This window comes from Rhodohalobacter sp. 8-1, assembly GCF_038150125.1.
In the GTDB taxonomy this organism is placed as follows: Bacteria; Bacteroidota; Rhodothermia; order Balneolales; family Balneolaceae; genus SW132.
Map to the genome: position 1 here is coordinate 86,232 of NZ_JBBVMF010000016.1, position 19,461 is coordinate 105,692.

Consider the following 19,461-nt stretch of genomic DNA (forward strand, 5'->3'; position numbering starts at 1 on the left):
TGTTGTTATGAAAATGAATACGATGAAATATACAATATTTGGTTTCTGTATTCTTCTGAGCGCAGTGCTGCTGGTTTCATGCGAGGAATTCCTCTCGAAATCACCAGAAACAAATATCTCTGAAGAAGAAGCATTTAAAAACTTTACCAATTTCCAGGGTTATACTGAAGAGTTATATAACACCATTCCAGATTTTTCCAATTCATATTGGACTAGTAACTGGAATTTTGGTGATGATATAATTACCAGTAATGACATGGATTACCACATCGTGGATATGTTCGATGAGGGTAATTTTTGGGGCTGGCAATCCGAAAATAACGGATGGAATACATCCTGGTTGGATAAAGCGGGAAATCCTCCTACTGGTAGTTCCAGCCGATTTGACAAAGAGCTATGGGATCACGGCTGGTATTCTATACGCAAGGCAAATGTCGGGCTTAATAACCTTGACAAATTCCAGGGCACAACAATGGAGAAAAACTTGATTGAAGGTCAATTACTGTTTTTCAGGGCCTGGCATTATTTCCAGTTCATGCAATACTTTGGCGGTTTACCTTACATGAGTGATCCCCTGCCCGCTGACACGCAGTTTGATCAGGAAAGATTACCCTATCAGGCCATTGCCGATAGTGTAGCACAAGATTTTAGAAGAGCAGCCGATCTTTTACCTATTGATTGGGATAATACTGAGCCAGGTGCCCGAACATCTGGTAATAATGGCCTGCGTATAAATAAAGTAATGGCCCTTGGGTATCTTGGTAAAAATCTGCTTTGGGCGTCCAGTCCTTTAATGAACAATGGAGCTGATGAAACAGCAAGCAGCTATAGCCAGGAATATGCCCAGCGGGCAGCTGATGCCTTCGGTGAGCTATTGAGTCTTGTTGAATCTGGTGATACAAAATATGAGCTGTTACCCTTCGAAGACTGGCACATGAACTTTTATACTCATGGCCAAAACTGGCAGTTGCCTGGTGGTACTGAGCGCATATTTACTGGTCCATATTTTGATGCATGGCAATCAAACTGGAATACAAGTAAACAGTTCCAGCCTACTGTATTGCTGGATGGCAGTAACTTTTTCCCTACAGCAAACTATGTACAAAACTTTGGTATGGCTAACGGGCTTCCTCTTAGTGTTCAGGATTCCGGTTACGACAATGAATATCCCTGGAGAGATCGAGACCCGCGTTTTTATAAAACGTTTGTCTTTGATGGCTTGCAGGTAGTTCAGGGAACCATGCCCAGTGGAGAAGAACAGCATCGCTATGCTAATCTCTATACCGGGGGAAGCTATAGATTCGCTAACGGAACTAGTCCTGGCGGAACTCAAACCGGCTACACCCTGAGGAAATTTATACCTTTGACGGCCAATAATTACGACCAGGGTATGAGCTATGGCAGTAATTTGCATGTTCACCTTCCCTGGATGCGCCTGGCCGACGTATACATCATGTATGCTGAAGCGGCTGCTGTTGCAAATCTATCGGCTGACGGATCGGCTAACAATTTTAGTATGACCGCGGAAGATGCCGTTAACGTAATACGTGAAAGGGCCGGGGTTAATCCTGTTGATAATAGATATTTAGGCAACGTCAACGACTTTCTGGAAGAAGTAAGGCGAGAGTGGGCAGTTGAGCTGGCATTTGAGAAAAATCGGTTCACAAATCTGCGCCGCTGGTTATTATTAACAGACGATCGATATGCCAAAAAAACAGGCCATTTCTTTCAGCGCGGTCCAAATTTCGATCCCGATAATCCAAGAGAAAACCAGGTACAGAACCTGACCGAAATGATGCTTAAAGAGCGGAATTACAACCAACGGCACTACTGGTTACCGCTAAAAAGGTCTGACGTGAATATTAGCAGTAGCTTTGAACAAAATCCTGGATGGTGATGCTAAACCATGGAGATAAATTACACCAGTTAAAAAACGTAGAAATGATGAAATACTTACGAATCAAAACATTACTGTGTACAGTACTCTTCTTTCTCCCTGCTGTATTAATCGCACAGGACACAAATATGAATGGGCTGGAACAGTCGGTCCAGGATACAGTTGCTAATGTTGATGAGGCTAACATTGATATATTAGGCCCGTCAACAGTTCAAGGGGCATTTCGAAAAGTTTCCAGAGAAGACCTCATGGGCGGTATCTCTGTTGTGGACGTGCCGAGTATAATGGAGAAAAATTACATGACCTACAGCCTGGAAAATATGCAGGCTTTTGTGGGAGGGTTCAACGGAAGCCTTCGGGGCATGGGTGATTATCTTGTATTGGTTGATGGTATACCCCGCGATCCGGGAACGATCAACCCGGCTGCTATACAGCAGATTAGTTTTCTGAAAGGTATATCAGCAAGTGTACTTTACGGGAGCCGTGCCTCCAATGGTGTAATATATATAACGACTCAGAGAGGAGGAGAGCATGAACTCAGAATTAACGGACGTGTTGACGGTGGAATAAATATTCCAAAGCAATATCCAAACTATCTGGGTTCTGCTGAATATATGACTCTTTATAACGAGGCGTTACAGAATGACGGCTTGTCGCCCTTATATAGTAACGAGACTATTTACAGGCACTCTACCGGTAATGATCCGTTTCGTTACCCTAATGTTGATTATTATTCACCCCAATACCTGAGAGATTTCACAAACCGTTACCACGGGAATGTTGAAATAGCGGGTGGTAACCAGACTGCCAGGTATTTTACCAACATCAACTTTGCCACCTCAAATTCACTATTGAATTTCGGGGAAGCTGAAAATATGAGGGGTAACAACTTCAACATTCGTTCAAATGTTGACTTCCAGCTGAATGAAATCATTACAGCGTCGGTTGGTGCCGGGGTTATCTATGATGAGCAAAACGGTGTGAATACCAACTACTGGGGACAAGCTGCTTCATTACGGCCAAATCGATTTACGCCACTCATTCCAATTGATATGTTTACGGATGGAAATGAGAACCTGCAACAGCTTGTTGAGAACAGTAACTATATTATAAATGACAGATTTCTGCTGGGTGGTAACCAGCTTAACTCCACAAACCCTATTGCGGGTGTTTATGCAGGAGGAACAAGCCAATCAGTTGGCCGCCAGTTTCAGTTCAACACGGGTCTCAACATAGACTTGAAAGGATTACTTCAAGGCTTGGAATTTCAGGGCCAGTTTGGTGTAGATTATCAATCTTCATTTAATCAGGCTTACAATAATGAGTATGCAGTGTATGAGCCAAACTGGGTTGCATACAATGGGAATAATCAGATAAGCAGCCTGAATATATTCGGCCAAGATGCAAAGACAGGAGTTCAGAATGTTAACTCAAGTATATTTCAGCAAACACTCGCATTCACCGGTCAGTTTAACTACCACCGTAACATAGATGAGGACCATCAGGTTTCGGGAATGCTTATTGCCAATGTGCACCAGTTAACGTATTCCGGGGAGTATCACCGAACAGGTAATTTAAACCTGGGTTTACAGTTTGGGTATAATTACCAGAAAAGGTATTACTTAGATTTTAGTGCTGCCGTTCCTCATTCAGCAAAACTACCGGAGGGCAATCGCCGGGCTTTCTCTCCAACTGCAACACTGGGTTGGAAGATCAGTGAAGAAGATTTCATGGCTGATGTTTCCGCAATTAGCAGCCTTAAAGTATATGTATCCGGCGGTATCGTGAATACTGATATGCCCATTCCCGGATATCACTTATACGAACGCAGCTATTCGCAAGCAAGTGGTTCTTATTTTGGATGGGGAGATGGTAATCTAAGGCGCGGAACTCAATCTTTTAGAGGAGCCAATCCCGATCTTGATTACATAAAGCGTAAAGAACTGAATGCTGGTTTCGATGCAATTTTCTTTGAAAACTCACTCGCGGTAGATGCATCTTTCTTCTACAATAGAATGAACGGCGGAGTTATTCAGGCTTCATCGCTGTACCCGAGTTACTTTTCAACAGGATTTCCGCAGAATTCATTTATTCCCTATGTCAATTACAACATTGATCAGCGAAGTGGAATTGATTTTAATGTGCGGCTCAATGAAGAGCTGGGCGGGGTAAACTGGACGCTGGGACTGGCGGGAACCTATTTTGACAGTAAGGCTGTCAGACGGGCTGAAAATAACAGGTTTGACTTTCAAAACAGACAAGGAACGCCGTTAGACGGTATCTGGGGGCTGGAAAGCCAGGGCTTTTTCATGAGTCCGGAGGATATTGATAATTATGATGCTTCCCAGCAATTTGGAACGGTACAAGCAGGCGACATAAAATATCTGGATCAAAATAATGACAATCTCGTAAACGCCCAGGATCAGGTGTTTCTCGGTAAAGCCGGATGGAATGGGGCACCGATGGAATTTGGTGTTCACCTGACAGCGCGATGGAAAGATTTCACATTATTTACATTGGGTACCGGACAATTCGGTGCGTATGGTATGAAAAATGGCGACTATTACTGGGTAAACGGGGACGATAAATACTCTGCTGAAGTCCGTGGACGATGGACCGAGGAGACCAGAAATACTGCAACCTACCCACGTCTTACAACTCAAAGTGGCAGTAACAACTACCGCACATCAAGATTTTGGATGTACAGCACTGATCGATTCGACCTGCAGAAGGTACAGTTAACATATAACTTACCTAATAGTGTACTTCAGAGTTCAAATATTCGAGATCTGCAGTTATACGTGACCGGTGCAAATCTGCTGACCATTTCTCCCAATAGCGATATTATGGAGCGAAATGTGGGTGGCAATCCCCAAACGCGGTTTTTTAATCTGGGAATAAAAGCAAACTTTTAACTAAGATTTAGTGAGACAGAGATTATGTATAAAAGGATATTAGCATACTTGTTGTTTATACTTGTTGCCGTTCTCATTGGCAGTTGCAGTGACGTATTAAGTCCCGCCAACGAGAATATCAATGAGCTCGAAGACATGTACAACGATGCGTCATACGCCGAAGGTATTTTGGCTAACGCTTACAACCTGCTTCCCAGTAATGGATGGACGTTTACGGATGTAGCCACAGACAATGCTGTGACCAACGATAATAATGCTGCACTTCGTCAGATGGCCACCGGCCAGTGGACCGCAGACAATTATCCGTTGAATCAATGGCAAAACAGCCGGGCAGCCATTCAATATTTAAACATCTTTCTTGCAAATGCAGACCAGGTGCAGTGGGCCGATGATGATGCTACGAAGGAATTATTCAACAACCGGCTAAAGGGTGAAGCTTATGGCTTAAGAGCGCTTTTTACGTATCATTTGTTGCGTAACCACTCAGGGTGGACAGGGGGCAATCAAAGTGGCGAGCTACTGGGTATACCAATAATATTAGAGCCACAAGACAAAGATTCCGATTTTCAAACGCCCCGGGATACTTTTGAAGCAAGCATGGAGCAAATATACAGCGATATCGAAAGTGCCGGAGATTTACTTCCACTTGATTATGGAAATGTGGGAAGTCCTGGCCAGTTGCCGGATGGTTTTGGAAGCACCAATGATGATTTAGGCCGATTTAACCGTGTATTTGGCGATGACGGCAAACAGAGAATGAGCGGACGTATTGCACTTGCTGTAAAAGCTAAAGCGGCTCTTTTAGCAGCCAGCCCTGCATACACTGCTGGTACAACTACTTCCTGGGAAGATGCTGCCAATTATGCCGGAGAGTTGTTACAATTAAATGGTGGTATAACAGGTATAGCACCCGAAGGAGATAACTGGTACAATGCTACTGATATGGCAAGTATTGGATCGGGGGCCAACCCACCTGAGATGATTTGGAGAACGAATATTGGTCAAAGTAATGCTTTGGAATCTCAGCACTTTCCTCCAACTCTTTTTGGAAATGGCCGGATAAATCCGACGCAGAGTTTAGTAGATGCGTTTCCTATGGCAAATGGGTATCCAATAGACCATCCGAATAGCAACTATGACCCTACAAATCCCTACCAAAACAGAGTTGCTCTGTTAAATGAATACATCCTGGTAAATGGAGGTACGGCTGGAGTTAATAGTACCACAATTATCACTGCCGCAGATGGGAACACTAATGATGCTTTAAACCAGGTATCGACGTCTACCCGCACGGGCTACTATATGAAGAAACTACTTCGGCAGGATGTTAATCTTGATCCAACAAGCACTAACAATCAATTGCATTATAACCCCCGCATACGTTACACCGAAATTTACCTTGCTTATGCAGAAGCAGCCAACGAAGCGTGGGGCCCAAACGGCACCGGGTCATTTGGTTTTTCTGCTTATGACGTGATCGAAGCTATCCGTGCACGCCAGGGCGTTGACCAGCCTGACCAGTATATGCAGAATGATATTACCTCCACAGCGGATATGCGTGAACTCATCCGTAGTGTCCGCCGAATCGAACTTGCGTTTGAAAACTTTCGATTCTGGGATCTGCGCCGCTGGAACATGGATCTGACAGTACCAGCAGATGGAGTAAGTATTGTAAATGGTAACTTTAATAGGGTGACCGTTGAGCCGCGGGAATATCAACCCTACATGCAATTTGGCCCTATCCCATTCGATGAGGTACTAAAATTCGGTTTAGAACAGAATTATGGATGGTAGTAGATTTAGCATGATATTTAATAATTATTTAAAAATAGAACTGGGAAAGATGAAAAATAAGAGTGTTTTAACCGCGTTTTTAATAGTGACGGCCATGACCTTATTGACATCCTGTCAAAATGAGGACTGGAATTTCCCCGATTATGAGTACCAATCCGTGTATTTTTCTTATCAATACCCGGTGAGAACCATAATCCTGGGAGATTATACATTCAACAATGAGATAGATAATCAGCGTCAATTCAAAGTCATGGCTACCACGGGTGGTGTTTATGTAAATGAAAACGACGTGATGATTGACTTTGTAGTTGACCCGTCTATGGTTGATGGTTTCGTGTTCGATGGCAGTGGTAATCCAATTCAGTCGTTACCGACAAACTATTATGAGTTTGTGTCTAATTCCGATCAGTTAATGATTCCGAAGGGAGAACTGGCAGGTGGAGCTACCGTACAACTCACGGACGCTTTTTTTCAAGACCCTGATGCTTTCAATACAACCTATGTGCTTCCTGTACAAATGATGAGTGTCGCTAATGCCGACACCATCTTGCAAGGGCAAGCGAAAGAGATCGTTAGCAATCCAAGACGAGGAGTTGCCGGAGACTGGGACGTTCAGCCTAAGGATTTCACTTTCTATGCCGTAAAGTATATTAATCAGTATGATGGGTTTTATCTGCGACGCGGAGAAGATGTTTTTACAGATGTGAATGGTGATACTGAGACCATCATCCGCCGTGCAGAATCCATTGTGAAGGATGAAGTTGTTGAGTTAAATACACAGAGTCTAACTCAGATAACATTTCCGTTAATCATTCAGGATAGCCAGGGCAACAATATTAACATTACACTTCTACTCGACTTTGATGACCAGGGCAATATTACTGTATCTGACAATGCAGCTGATTATACCGCAAGCGGAAGCGGAACCTTTTTTGAAAAGAGTGAATCGCAGGAAAATTGGGGTGGCGAAAACCGTGCTGCAATTTACCTCGACTATGAGATCGATTGGGATCAATCACAGCGTCGCTTAGAAACAGCGGATACGTTGGTGATGCGTGATCGCGGAATCGGGTTAGAAACATTTAGCCCGGTACTTCCCTAAATTTTCATTAACAAAGAGCAGAAGAATATTATGAAACAGTTACTTAATGTAGGACTTTATATAGCGGCCTTGATAATGTTAGCGTCCTGTACAAAGGATAACACGACTAACTTTGTTATGGAAAAGCCGCAAAGTGTAGCGGTGCAGGATTCAGTGGATAACAATTATTCTCCGCTGAAATCGTACGTAGAAAATCAGAATACAACCTTTAAAGTCGGCGCCGGTATTTCGGCTTCAGCCTATGCTGATCAGGGTGCAATTTATGGGTTGGTGAACAGTAACTTCCTGGAAGTTACTCCCTACGGAATAAGCCATGGTGATGTTGTTCAGGCAGACGGTAGTCTTAACCTGGATAGTATGAATAGTTTTATGGCCGCAGCCCGGCAAGCCGGGATTTCAGTGTTTGGTAATGCCATTATTTCACCACAGAATGAGAATGAATCCTATCTGAATGAGTTAATTGCACCTGAAACTGTAAGTGTAAGTGAACCATCATGGGAATTGGTTTCAGAAGCTGACTTTGAAACGGATAATGCTTCAAATTACCAATCAAACAATAATGCTGTTACATCTTTTACCGCTGAAGGTGAAGGTTTCGAAGGGGATGGAAGAGCTCTGAAAGTCGTTAATGCTGAAGTTAGAGATAACGATTGGCAAAGCCAGTTATTTATGACATTTGAACCCAAGGTGGAAGCAGGTGATCAGTTTAGATTTGTTACGAATGTGCGTGCAGAGCAGGATGTTAGTTTTTCGACACAGGCTCATAGGGTACCCTATGAGTATTTGCACTGGGATTTCTTTGGCACAATTAGTGCTTCATCGGAATGGTCAGTTTATGAAAGACAAATTACGGTTAGTGAACAACAGGCGGGTGCAGGAACGATAGCTTTTAATCTAGGAGCAACTGCAACCACATACTATTTTGACAACATGCAGGTTTGGTACTATAACACTGAAGGCGGGACCGAAACTGTGGAAAAAACACCTGAAGAAAAACAGGAAATTCTGAGTTTTGAACTGGAGTCATGGGTTTCGTCAATCGTTGATACTGCATCAAGCATAAATGCCTGGAATGTGGTTAACGGAGCAATCGCAAGCGGCAGCGAAAATGGTTACGAATTAAAAAGTGATGGCTCGTTCAACTGGCAAGAATACTTAGGACCCGAATATGGTGTTCAAGCTTTTCAAGTGGCCAGAGAGCATGCCGGTGATGATGCTATACTTTTTATAAGCGATACTGGATTGGAAAACCTTTCGAAAACTCATGGTCTCTTAAACTATGTTGAATACATAGAGAGTAACGGGGCCACAGTTGATGGCATAGGTACCCACCTGAATATTAGTATCAATACCAGCAAGCAAGACATATCGGAAATGTTTGAGCTGTTGGAAGCAACCGGAAAAATGGTAAAAATTTCAGGCCTTACTGTTGGGCTTGGAGGAGTTAGTGCAGGTGTTGCTTCTCCTGAACTTTATCAAGCTCAGGCCGATATGTACCAGTTTGTGGTAGATGAGTACTTTAGTATTGTACCGGGTAATCAGCAATATGGTATCACCGTTTGGAACCCACTTGACAGTGCTGATAATCCAGCAGGTCTCTGGACACAGGATTATGTTCGAAAAAGAGCATATGCAGGCTTTGCTTCTGGTATTATGAACGGACTAAATAGCGGTAATTAATATATCATGTTAAGTGCAACGGTTAGAGGATCTGCCAATTTGAGGTAGACCACCAGCTAAGTGCCTCTGAAATATTATACAACAAATTAGCCTTATTACCGGCCAGGATTAATTCTTGTGTTGGTAATAAGGCTTTTACATATAATGTGGGTTCGTTGTCGGGTGATTTCGTAAAAGTCATGGTTTTTAAATCCTTTCGATATTTGCTAACCGTTGTAGTGTATGAGTCTATAATAAAAACGTTCTGTAAAACACCCATTGACTAATCTTAACTCTATGAAATTTAAAGAGTTATTCTTCTTCTTATTGCTGTCGGTTTTGTTGGCTCAATGCACCACCGAGCGCGAGAATATTGAATTTGACTGGAATCAGGAAGAAGGGTACCGCTGGTCTGAACTGCAGTTGCCTGGCCAGGGAAAAGCGGGATTTAAGCAATTAACAGAATCAGAGACGGGAATAGCGATTAGCAGTAATTTAGCAGAAGAAAGCTATATAAATAATAGTGTGCTGCTTAACGGGTCAGGAGTTGCGGCAGGAGACGTTAATGGTGATGGTTGGACTGATTTGTATTTCACACAAATTGATGGACCCAACAAACTATACATCAATCAAGGTAACTTTCGCTTTAATGATATCTCTCAGGTAGCCGATGTGGAGCTGAATGACTATAAATCAGCAGGTACCGTACTTGCTGACGTAAACGGAGATGGTCATTTAGACTTATTAGTAACTACCTATGATAATGGAACCATACTGCTATTAAATAATGGCGAGGCTGAATTTACCCATGCTAAACAAAGTGGTTTAGATTCTTCTACAGTGGGTGGAACAACCATGGCCCTTGCCGACATTGATGGGGATGGAGATCTTGATTTATATGTAACACACTATATTAATGAAAGAGTACGAGATTTGTACTCTCCGGGAGATCTTATTGGTGGTAATGTGGCTGTTAGAGAAGGTGACCGCTACAATATTAAAGAGGAGTTTCGAAAATATTACACCAATATAACCAGCGTTATGGGCCCAACCATCCGAGAAAAAGGAACGGTGGACGAACTCTATTTAAATGAAGGTGGAATCGGTGAAGATTGGGAGGGATTTAAAAAAGTTGAGAATTTAAAAGATCATTTTTTAGATGAAAATGGAGAACCCCTTGGTGTTGGCGAAAAATGGGGGCTCACGGCTCGATTTGAGGATATCAATGGTGACGGCCTGCCCGATTTGTATGTCTGCAATGATTTTTGGACGCTTGACCAGTTTTGGATCAATCAGGGAGATGGAGTTTTTAAAAAAATAGATCCGCACAACTTCAGGCACATGAGTTTGTCATCAATGGGAGTAGCGGTTGGTGATGTGAATAATGATGGACACGCCGATCTGTTTATCTCCGATATGCTTAGCCCGGTTCACAGCCGCCGTATGCGCCAAATTATAAATATGGACCCCGTACCGGTTGGCCCTGGAGAGATTTTAAACCAGCCTCAGTATACCCAAAATACCCTGTTTGTAAATAGGGGGGACAATAGTTTTGTAGAGACTGCCAATTATAGCGGGGTGGAAGCCAGTGGCTGGTCGTGGGCAACATCTTTTATTGATGCGGATTTAGACGGTTTGCAGGATCTGTTTATTACTACCGGCTATGAATATGATGCACAGGATCTGGATTCAAGTGCACGATTGAGCCAGAGCAACAATGAGGAACCCTATAATCTTGAACGCTATCTAAGAACGAAACTGCAATATCCATCCCTGAATCTTAAAAACCGTATCTATAAAAATGGAGGAGATTTAACGTTTTCTGAGGTAGGCTCTGAGTGGGGCTTCACTCAGGAGGATGTGTCCCAGGGATTGGCTATTGCTGACCTGAACAATGACGGAGCGCTTGATATGGTTTCCAGCCGTATGAATGATAAGGCCGCTATCTATGAAAATGCCAGCGGAGAGTCTCGCATAGCTGTTCGCTTGATTGGTTCAGCGCCAAACACCCAGGCTATAGGTGCAAGGGTAACTCTGAGTGGTTTTGAGCCTCTGCAGGTTAAACGCATCGTGTCTGGCGGCAACTACATGTCAGGCTCAGCACCTCAGCTAATGTTTGCCATTAAGCCAGAAAAACCTGATCAGGCGTTAAATATCAGATGGCCTGATGGGAAAGAGAGTACTATTGAAAATGTTAGTGCCAATCGCATCTACGAAATTTACCAGGATAGCATTTCAGTCCGGTCGGGCACTGATACCGATACAGGCATTGCTCAGCCGATTTTCAAAGATGTTTCTGATCGTATTAATATGTCTGATCCTGAAAATGAGTTTCAAGATTATCGGCGGCAGCCTTTCATACCTGTAATGCTGAGCCAGCTTGGGCCTGGTGTGGCTTGGCTCGACTACAATAATGATAATCGGGAAGATTTTATGCAGACCTCAGCAGAGGATGGGAGGTTGGCAGTATTCCGGAACGAGGGCGGAGGGGAATTTACCAGGCAAAATATTCCCGGCTTAGATCATGAGCGCACCCATGGCGGTGACCAAACAGCAATAATTGGCTGGCGAACAGATAAAGGCATGAACGTGGTAGTGGGGCAATCAGACTACGAACAGCCTTCCACGGGAGTGCCTTCAGCTTATCATTATATGATTCGTGATGGCAAAGTAGTAAACACTCAAGAATTACCGGGAACAGGTTCAAGTACCGGAACTATTGCCGCAGCTGATTACAACAAGAATGGAACGCTTGACCTGTTTGTAGCCGGCCGGGTTATTCCCGGTGAATATCCTGAATCAGCAAGTTCAGCGCTATATACACTCGATGATGAGCAGTTTGTACAGGATGAAGCCAACACTGAGCTTTTGCAAGACATCGGGTTGGTTACCGGTGCGGTCTTTACCGACTATAATGGTGATGACTGGCCGGATTTACTGGTCAGCACAGAGTGGGGCAGCCTTAAACTATATGAAAATGATCAGGGGCAGTTCCGGGAAGTAACCCAAGAATTGGGATTAGATGAATATCAGGGGTGGTGGAATGGACTTGCCACAGGAGATTTTAATGGTGATGGCCGGCCAGATATTATAGCCACAAACTGGGGCACAAATAGCCGGTATGAGATTGTTGAAGATCATCCGATGCGCATGTATTACGGATACATTGATGGAAATAACTCACTTGATATTATACAAGCCAATTATAATACAGAGACGCAGGCATATGTGCCTATACGAGGGCTAAAGTTTTACTCAGGATTTAGGCCGATATATTCCAACCTGCGTTCATACCAGGATTATGCTGAATCTTCACTACAGGATATCCTTGGAGCTATGATTCAAATCACCCCATATAAAGAGATAAATACACTTCAGAGCATGGTATTTATCAACAAAAATGGCTTAGAGTTTGAGGCTCATCCATTGCCGCGTACGGCTCAACTGACAGCCGGATTTAGTGCGAACATAGGCGACTACGATAACGATGGAAATGAGGATCTGTTTTTGAGCCAGAACTTCTTTGATCTGCCCCCGGGTGATACCCGTCTGGATGGTGGCCGGGGACTATGGCTGGCAGGAGACGGCAGCGGTCAGTTTAGGGCCTTGCCTGGCCAGGAAAGCGGTGTAATGATATATGGTGAGCAACAAGGAGCAGCACTTAGCGATTTTAATGCCGATGGTCGTATAGATTTAGTGGTTACCCAAAATGGAAACCGTACAAAACTTTATGAAAATCAGACAGAAAAACGTGGATTTCGGATCCGGCTTTTAGGTCCGGCGAATAACCGTGATGCAATTGGTGCAAGCATGCGGTTAGTTTATAAAAACGGTCAAAAAGGCCCAATGCGAGAACTACAGGCCGGGGCAGGCTACTGGTCTCAGAATGGATCAATCCAGGTCATTGGGTATTCAGATGATAATCAACCGGCAGCTATTGAAGTGCGATGGCCGGATGGGAAATCTGAGAACATCTCAATTGAACCTGAAAGATGGAATTATGTGATTGCGTATGAGGAGTAAATGAAGGTCTGCTAATCGAATCAAAAAAAGCTGTACCTGATCATTACTTAAATATTTTCATACACAGGTGACATTCATTTAGCCGAAGAACCTAAAAAGAGCGCAAATAAGCCTGTAAAAACGTTTCAGCATAGGTTTTGCGAAGCACATTAATCGTTTAAAACTTCAACCAAACTTGGAACATTAATGAAACATGGACCAACCCGGCTATTGGAATTCGTTGAACAGTATCTTATAGAGCTCAATCCACTGATAAGATGAAACCAGTAATGATATTTCTATGCATTGTTTCGGCATTCCTCATAATGGGTGAAGTAGCCCGCAGCCAACCGGCTGGGGATCTGTTGCTGTGGTATGATGAACCTTCCGGGGAAGAATGGGTGCGAGCGATGCCGGTTGGAAATGGCCGGCTGGGTGCCATGGTATATGGTAATACCCACATAGAGCGGATACAGCTGAATGAAAATACGATTTGGGCGGGAAGTCCCTACCGTAACGACAGTCCGGCTGCACGCCAGGCTTTGCCGAAGGTACGCGAGCTTATCTTTGAAGGAAAACACGAGCAGGCTCAGCAGCTGGCAGGAGAAACTTTCTTCAGTGGTCCGTATGGGATGCCATATCAAACCGTCGGCGACCTGCTGTTATCTTTTCCGGGACATGGAGAAGTTCAAAATTACTACCGTGACCTGAACCTGGAAACCGCCGTGGCCACCACCCGTTATTCGTTGAATGGGGTAGAGTACACCCGGAAAGTGTTTTCTTCCGCGCCTGATGATGTTATTGTTATACAGCTTTCGGCCAGTCACCCGGAATCTATCACTTTTTCCGCATCTATGGAAAGTCCCCAGCAATCAACTGTATCAGTTAAAAACGGGAAATTGATTTTATCAGGAAAGTCAGGTGATCACGAAGGTATTCCGGGAAAAGTACGGTTTCAGTCTATTACCGCCTTTGAGACTAAGGAAGGATCTGTAGTGGCTACCGATTCAACCGTGAATGTGAGTAAAGCTGATGAGGTTACTATACGTATCTCCATTGTCACAAACTTCAAGAGGTATGATGATATCAGCGCGGATGAACAGGCATTGGCCCGTGACTATTTAAACCATGCCCGGCAAAAATCTTACAGCCAGATACTCGAAGCTCACACGGACGATTATCAAACCTTTTTCAACCGGGTTGAACTAGACTTGGGGAGCGCTGGGGCACCCGGAAAGCCGACTGACGAACGTGTTGCAGATTTTGCTCGGGGTGCCGATCCACAACTTATTGAGCTGTATTTCCAGTTTGGACGATACCTGTTGATTTCCAGCTCGCGTCCCGGATCACAGCCGGCTAACTTGCAAGGGATCTGGAATCAGCAGATGACACCACCCTGGGATAGTAAATATACCCTCAACATCAATGCGGAGATGAACTACTGGCCGGCCCAGCTGACCAACCTGGATGAGATGCACGAGCCGCTGATCCAGATGGTCAAAGAGCTATCCATTACCGGACAAGAAACGGCCGACGTAATGTACGGTGCTGATGGTTGGGTGACCCATCATAACACCGATATATGGCGGATCACCGGCCCGGTTGATGGCGTATTTTGGGGCATGTGGCCGATGGGTGGTGCCTGGCTGACGCACCAATTGTGGGAGAAATATCTTTACTCCGGCGATGAAGAATATCTGAAAGAAGTATACCCGGTATTAAAGAGCAGTGCAGATTTTTATGTGGATTTCCTTGTGGAGGAGCCGGAACATGGCTGGCTGGTGGTAGCTCCGAGTAATTCACCGGAAAATGCGCCCCAAAGCCGCTCGGGTGTTTCAATCGCAGCCGGGGTTACTATGGATAATCAGCTTGTTTTTGAGCTGTTTACCAATACGATACGGGCGGCCGAGGTATTAGGACGAGATTCTGTTTTTGTAGAAACACTCAAAGAAAAACGAGCTCAGTTGCCCCCGATGCAAGTCGGCAGATTGGGGCAGCTGCAGGAGTGGATGGAAGACCTGGACAGCCAGGATGATAAACACCGCCATGTCTCACATTTGTTTGGCCTATATCCGGCCGCCCAGATTTCTCCTTACCGTACGCCCGATCTATTTGACGCAGCCCGTACGTCACTGGAATACCGCGGGGATGTGTCCACCGGCTGGTCGATGGGTTGGAAGGTGAACTTTTGGGCGCGTCTGCTGGATGGTAATCACGCCCTAAAACTCATTGAAGATCAGCTGGCACCAGTCGGCTCAGAACGGAACTTGGGAGGTGGCGGAACTTATCCTAACCTGTTTGACGCACACCCGCCGTTTCAGATTGACGGCAACTTTGGATGCACCGCCGGTATTGCCGAAATGCTGATGCAAAGCCATGACGGAGCAATCCACTTGCTGCCGGCGCTGCCCAGTGAATGGGACAGTGGCCGGATCAGTGGTCTGAGGGCCCGGGGCGGGTTTATCATAGAATCATTGACATGGGAGGATGGGCGGGTTTCCGAACTGAAAATAAAATCTACACTTGGCGGCAACGTTCGGCTTAGGGCTGCAGGTGAGATATTGGGAACCAATGGCCTGACTCTTCAGAAAGCTACCGGGACCAATCAAAACAGTTTTTATCAGCTAGTGGAAACCCCGGAGCCGTTGGTATCGCCCGACGCCGAACTGAATTTACCCAATGTTTCTGACATCTTTGAATATGATTTCGACACCGTAGAAGGCCAAACCTATACACTGGTAGGGAAGTAAATGATGGGCAGCCAATATCAACGGGCTTTATTTAAGCTGAAAATTCTATGATAATGCACCAAATTTAAAATCCCAAACAGAAGCCATCAATGAGTAAAAGCAGTTCAATATTACAAATATGTACCAACCCATTGCAATTAAGGAATATAACTACAGTCTTAAAAGTATTGGCGGTCGATGACTTGACATATGACATTGTCGCTCCATTAGTAGAACATAAAATGCTATATGAACGTCTATAAATTAAACCTTATCGAGGTTAGTGGTAACTACGTAAGTGATTAGGACTGACCCGGCATCTGTTCTGATTATTATCATAAATTAATTTAAATACAAAACCATGATTTTTTCAAAAGGAAACCTCGATTTAAGTAACATTAAGGCAGTAGCAATGCTTTTAGTTGTTTTGCTCGTTGGGTGCGATAATTCAACAAATACAGTGATTTATGAACCTGATGAGGAAGTAGATAATGGAGGAGTACAAGAAGAACCTGCATCATTATCCGGTGCTTATGAAGGGACGTTTAAAATAGGGGTAGCCTTGAATAGTTCACAGGTCTATGGTAATCAACCGGAAGCCATACCGCTTATAAATAAACATTTTAATTCTGCAACGCCTGAAAATCTACTGAAGTGGACAAGCATCCATCCACAGCCCAACCAATACACATTCGATGGCCCGGACACGTTTGTCGAATTTGCAGAACAACGAGACATGTTTATAGTGGGGCATACCCTGGTATGGCATTCCCAAATTCCGGACTGGACCTTTGTAGATGAAAACGGGGATGAGCTTGGCCGCGAAGCGTTGCTGCAACGAATGAAAGATCACATCGATACGGTAGTGGGTCGTTACAAGGGACGTGTTGACGCCTGGGATGTGGTAAACGAGGCAGCAACCTGGTCGGATGGGCTTCGCCAGTCGAAGTGGTTAGAGATTATTGGGGAAGATTACCTTGATAAAGCATTTCAATATGCCCATGAGGCCGATCCCGGCGCTGAGCTTTACTACAATGACTATAATTTGTGGGCTTCCGGTAAGCGGCAAACGGTTGTTGATATGGTGAAGCGGCTTCAGGAAAATAATATTCCTATTCACGGCATTGGAATGCAAGCGCATTATGGCATCAATGGCCCGTCGATCGAAGAAATTGAAGCAAGTATTCTTGCATTCTCTGAGCTGGGTGTCAAAGTGATGATTACGGAGCTCGACGTCAATGTACTGCCATCTGAAAATGAAGTTGATGTGGATTATGATCCCGATTCCGGAGAGCCGGTACCATCAGAATTAAATCCTTTCACGAATGGACTTCCGGATTACATGCAGCAGATTCTCAAAGATCGATATGTGGAGCTGTTTGAACTCTTCAAAAAACAACAGGATAAGATAGATCGGGTCACGTTATGGGGACTGGATGACGGAAACACATGGCTAAATGGTTTTCCTATTCCGAACAGAACAAATCATCCGCTACTTTTTGACAGGAATTATGAACCCAAACCGGCCCTTTTTGGCATCCTGGAAGTTGCTGAGGATTAGAGGATTGGCCGTGCCCATTTCAAACGAATAACCAATTAGAAGAACCGAAATTTACAAGCAATCTGATAAAGTTTATAAACTGTGCAGATGGATAGTTCAATGTCGTTTAAAGAATTCAGTTTAAAGGGGATACTGCTTTTATTTGTCCTGATGATTGTACAGGCTGGGTGTGCACAAAACACGTCAATGCCGGTCGCTGGTCCTGATACAGAAGACAATACAGATGCTGCCACAAATAGTGCTCAAAATCCGGTAATATGGGCTGATGTGCCTGATCCCTCAATTATACGGGTTGCAGATACCTATTATTTGAGCAGTACTACCATGCATTTTAATCCGGGCGTACCAATCATGAAGTCGAATGATCTGGTCAACTGGAAGATTGTTAATTATGTGTATGATACACTCGCTGATAGTGACGCTTTTCTGCTCCAAAATGGCCGGAATGCGTATGGAGAGGGTACCTGGGCCAGCAGTCTCCGGTACCATAACGGAACGTACTATCTGGCTACCTTTTCGAATACAACCGGGAAAACATATGTTTTCCGCACCAACGATATCGAATCCGGTTCATGGGAGAGATTCACCATAGACCGGTTGTTCCACGACCCGTCCCTCATTTTTGACGATGGACGCGCCTTCCTGCTGTATGGTGTCGATGATATCAGAATTGTTGAACTCGCGGCAGATGCTACGGCTATTAAATCCGGCGGTGTTGACCGCGTGCTCATTTCTGACTCTAAAAGTATTGCAGGAGACCAGTTTTATGTGCCGGCGGAGGGAGTCCACATCAAAAAAATAAACGGGTACTACTATGTGTCTCTGATTTCCTGGCCGGCCGGTGATGGACGTACTCAGCTAACCTACAGGTCGGACAGTCTGTTGGGTGAATATACGGGGCGTGTATCACTGCAATATGAAGGGATTGCCCAGGGCGGGCTCATTGATACGCCTGACGGCGACTGGTATGCATTTTTATTTCAGGATCACGGGGCAGTAGGTCGCATCCCTCAGTTAGTTCCCGTTCGATGGGAAAATGACTGGCCAATATTTGGTGTTGACGGCGAAGTTCCTAAGCTGTTGAATATTCAGGCTGAGGATGATGATCCGGCCGGAATTGTTTCCTCTGATGAATTTGATGGAGATGCGGGGCCTGCCCAATATAACGATGAAACTGAAATCCTGTCAGGCTTGTCACTGGCATGGCAGTGGAATCACAACCCCGATTCCGAGCACTGGTCGCTCGACGAACGTCTCGGCTACCTTCGGCTGACCAACGCCGAGATTGACACCAGCTGGGTAAATACCCGGAATACTCTCACTCAACGGACATTCGGGCCGCAATGTACCGGCACCGTTTTGATGGATACCCAAAATATGAAAGATGGTGATTACGCAGGATTGGGCGCACTACAGGGTATAAACGGTTTTATGGGCGTAAAAAAAGAAAATGGAACTACACATCTTGTGATGATGAAAGAGACACCTGAGGATCAGGAGGAGATAGAGATTCTTCCACTGGTTCAAGACCAGGTGTACCTCAGAGTTGCGTTTGACTTTGAAAACAGGACCGATAAAGCCTATTTCTACTACAGCCTGGATGGTGAATCATGGCAACAAATTGGCGATATGCTGCAGATGCAGTATACGCTGGATCACTTTGTAGGATACCGGTTTGCCCTGTTCAACTATGCAACGGAGACAGCCGGAGGGTCAGTAGATTTCGATTATTTCAGGGTAGAGCCCGGTTTGCACCAAACCAACTAATTAGAAAGTGAAAAAACTATTGAAGGATGAACACC

9 protein-coding genes are annotated in these 19,461 nt (G+C 44.6%); all 9 read left to right on the top strand.

Annotated elements, in window-relative coordinates; genetic code table 11:
• The first annotated feature begins 22 nt into the window (after positions 1-22).
• The gene (locus tag AABW11_RS14910; RefSeq protein ID WP_340105924.1) at positions 23-1,897 is read left to right on the top strand and encodes a RagB/SusD family nutrient uptake outer membrane protein; all 1,875 of its coding nucleotides are present in this window, start codon (positions 23-25) and stop codon (positions 1,895-1,897) included.
• Positions 1,898-1,941: 44 nt separating this feature from the next.
• Positions 1,942-4,812 carry a SusC/RagA family TonB-linked outer membrane protein gene (locus AABW11_RS14915; protein ID WP_340105925.1) on the top strand — a complete coding sequence of 957 codons (2,871 nt, stop codon included), beginning with the start codon at positions 1,942-1,944 and terminating at the stop codon, positions 4,810-4,812.
• Between the two features lie 24 nt (positions 4,813-4,836).
• Entirely contained in the window at positions 4,837-6,606 is a 1,770-nt protein-coding gene (locus tag AABW11_RS14920) for a RagB/SusD family nutrient uptake outer membrane protein (RefSeq protein WP_340105926.1), read from the top strand.
• A 49-nt stretch (positions 6,607-6,655) separates the two neighbouring features.
• Positions 6,656-7,708 carry a DUF5627 domain-containing protein gene (locus AABW11_RS14925; RefSeq protein WP_340105927.1) on the top strand — a complete coding sequence of 351 codons (1,053 nt, stop codon included), beginning with the start codon at positions 6,656-6,658 and terminating at the stop codon, positions 7,706-7,708.
• Positions 7,709-7,738: 30 nt separating this feature from the next.
• Positions 7,739-9,388: an endo-1,4-beta-xylanase gene (locus AABW11_RS14930; protein ID WP_340105928.1), complete on the top strand. Its 1,650-nt coding sequence runs from the start codon at positions 7,739-7,741 to the stop codon at positions 9,386-9,388.
• A 276-nt stretch (positions 9,389-9,664) separates the two neighbouring features.
• Positions 9,665-13,390 carry an FG-GAP-like repeat-containing protein gene (locus AABW11_RS14935; RefSeq protein WP_340105929.1) on the top strand — a complete coding sequence of 1,242 codons (3,726 nt, stop codon included), beginning with the start codon at positions 9,665-9,667 and terminating at the stop codon, positions 13,388-13,390.
• 257 nt (positions 13,391-13,647) lie between these two features.
• Positions 13,648-16,119: a glycoside hydrolase family 95 protein gene (locus AABW11_RS14940; protein ID WP_340105930.1), complete on the top strand. Its 2,472-nt coding sequence runs from the start codon at positions 13,648-13,650 to the stop codon at positions 16,117-16,119.
• Between the two features lie 340 nt (positions 16,120-16,459).
• On the top strand, positions 16,460-17,659 hold the full coding sequence (locus AABW11_RS14945; RefSeq protein WP_340105931.1) for an endo-1,4-beta-xylanase: 1,200 nt from the start codon (positions 16,460-16,462) through the stop codon (positions 17,657-17,659).
• Positions 17,660-17,746: 87 nt separating this feature from the next.
• Positions 17,747-19,426 carry a glycoside hydrolase family 43 protein gene (locus AABW11_RS14950; RefSeq protein WP_340105932.1) on the top strand — a complete coding sequence of 560 codons (1,680 nt, stop codon included), beginning with the start codon at positions 17,747-17,749 and terminating at the stop codon, positions 19,424-19,426.
• The last annotated feature ends 35 nt before the right edge of the window (positions 19,427-19,461 follow it).

Excerpts from the sequence above, each read along its gene's own strand:
- AABW11_RS14910 (WP_340105924.1), top strand. The coding sequence starts at position 23 with ATGAAATATACAATATTTGGTTTCTGTATTCTTCTGAGCGCAGTGCTG.
- AABW11_RS14915 (WP_340105925.1), top strand. The coding sequence starts at position 1,942 with ATGATGAAATACTTACGAATCAAAACATTACTGTGTACAGTACTCTTC.
- AABW11_RS14920 (WP_340105926.1), top strand. The coding sequence starts at position 4,837 with ATGTATAAAAGGATATTAGCATACTTGTTGTTTATACTTGTTGCCGTT.
- AABW11_RS14925 (WP_340105927.1), top strand. The coding sequence starts at position 6,656 with ATGAAAAATAAGAGTGTTTTAACCGCGTTTTTAATAGTGACGGCCATG.
- AABW11_RS14930 (WP_340105928.1), top strand. The coding sequence starts at position 7,739 with ATGAAACAGTTACTTAATGTAGGACTTTATATAGCGGCCTTGATAATG.
- AABW11_RS14935 (WP_340105929.1), top strand. The coding sequence starts at position 9,665 with ATGAAATTTAAAGAGTTATTCTTCTTCTTATTGCTGTCGGTTTTGTTG.
- AABW11_RS14940 (WP_340105930.1), top strand. The coding sequence starts at position 13,648 with ATGAAACCAGTAATGATATTTCTATGCATTGTTTCGGCATTCCTCATA.
- AABW11_RS14945 (WP_340105931.1), top strand. The coding sequence starts at position 16,460 with ATGATTTTTTCAAAAGGAAACCTCGATTTAAGTAACATTAAGGCAGTA.
- AABW11_RS14950 (WP_340105932.1), top strand. The coding sequence starts at position 17,747 with ATGGATAGTTCAATGTCGTTTAAAGAATTCAGTTTAAAGGGGATACTG.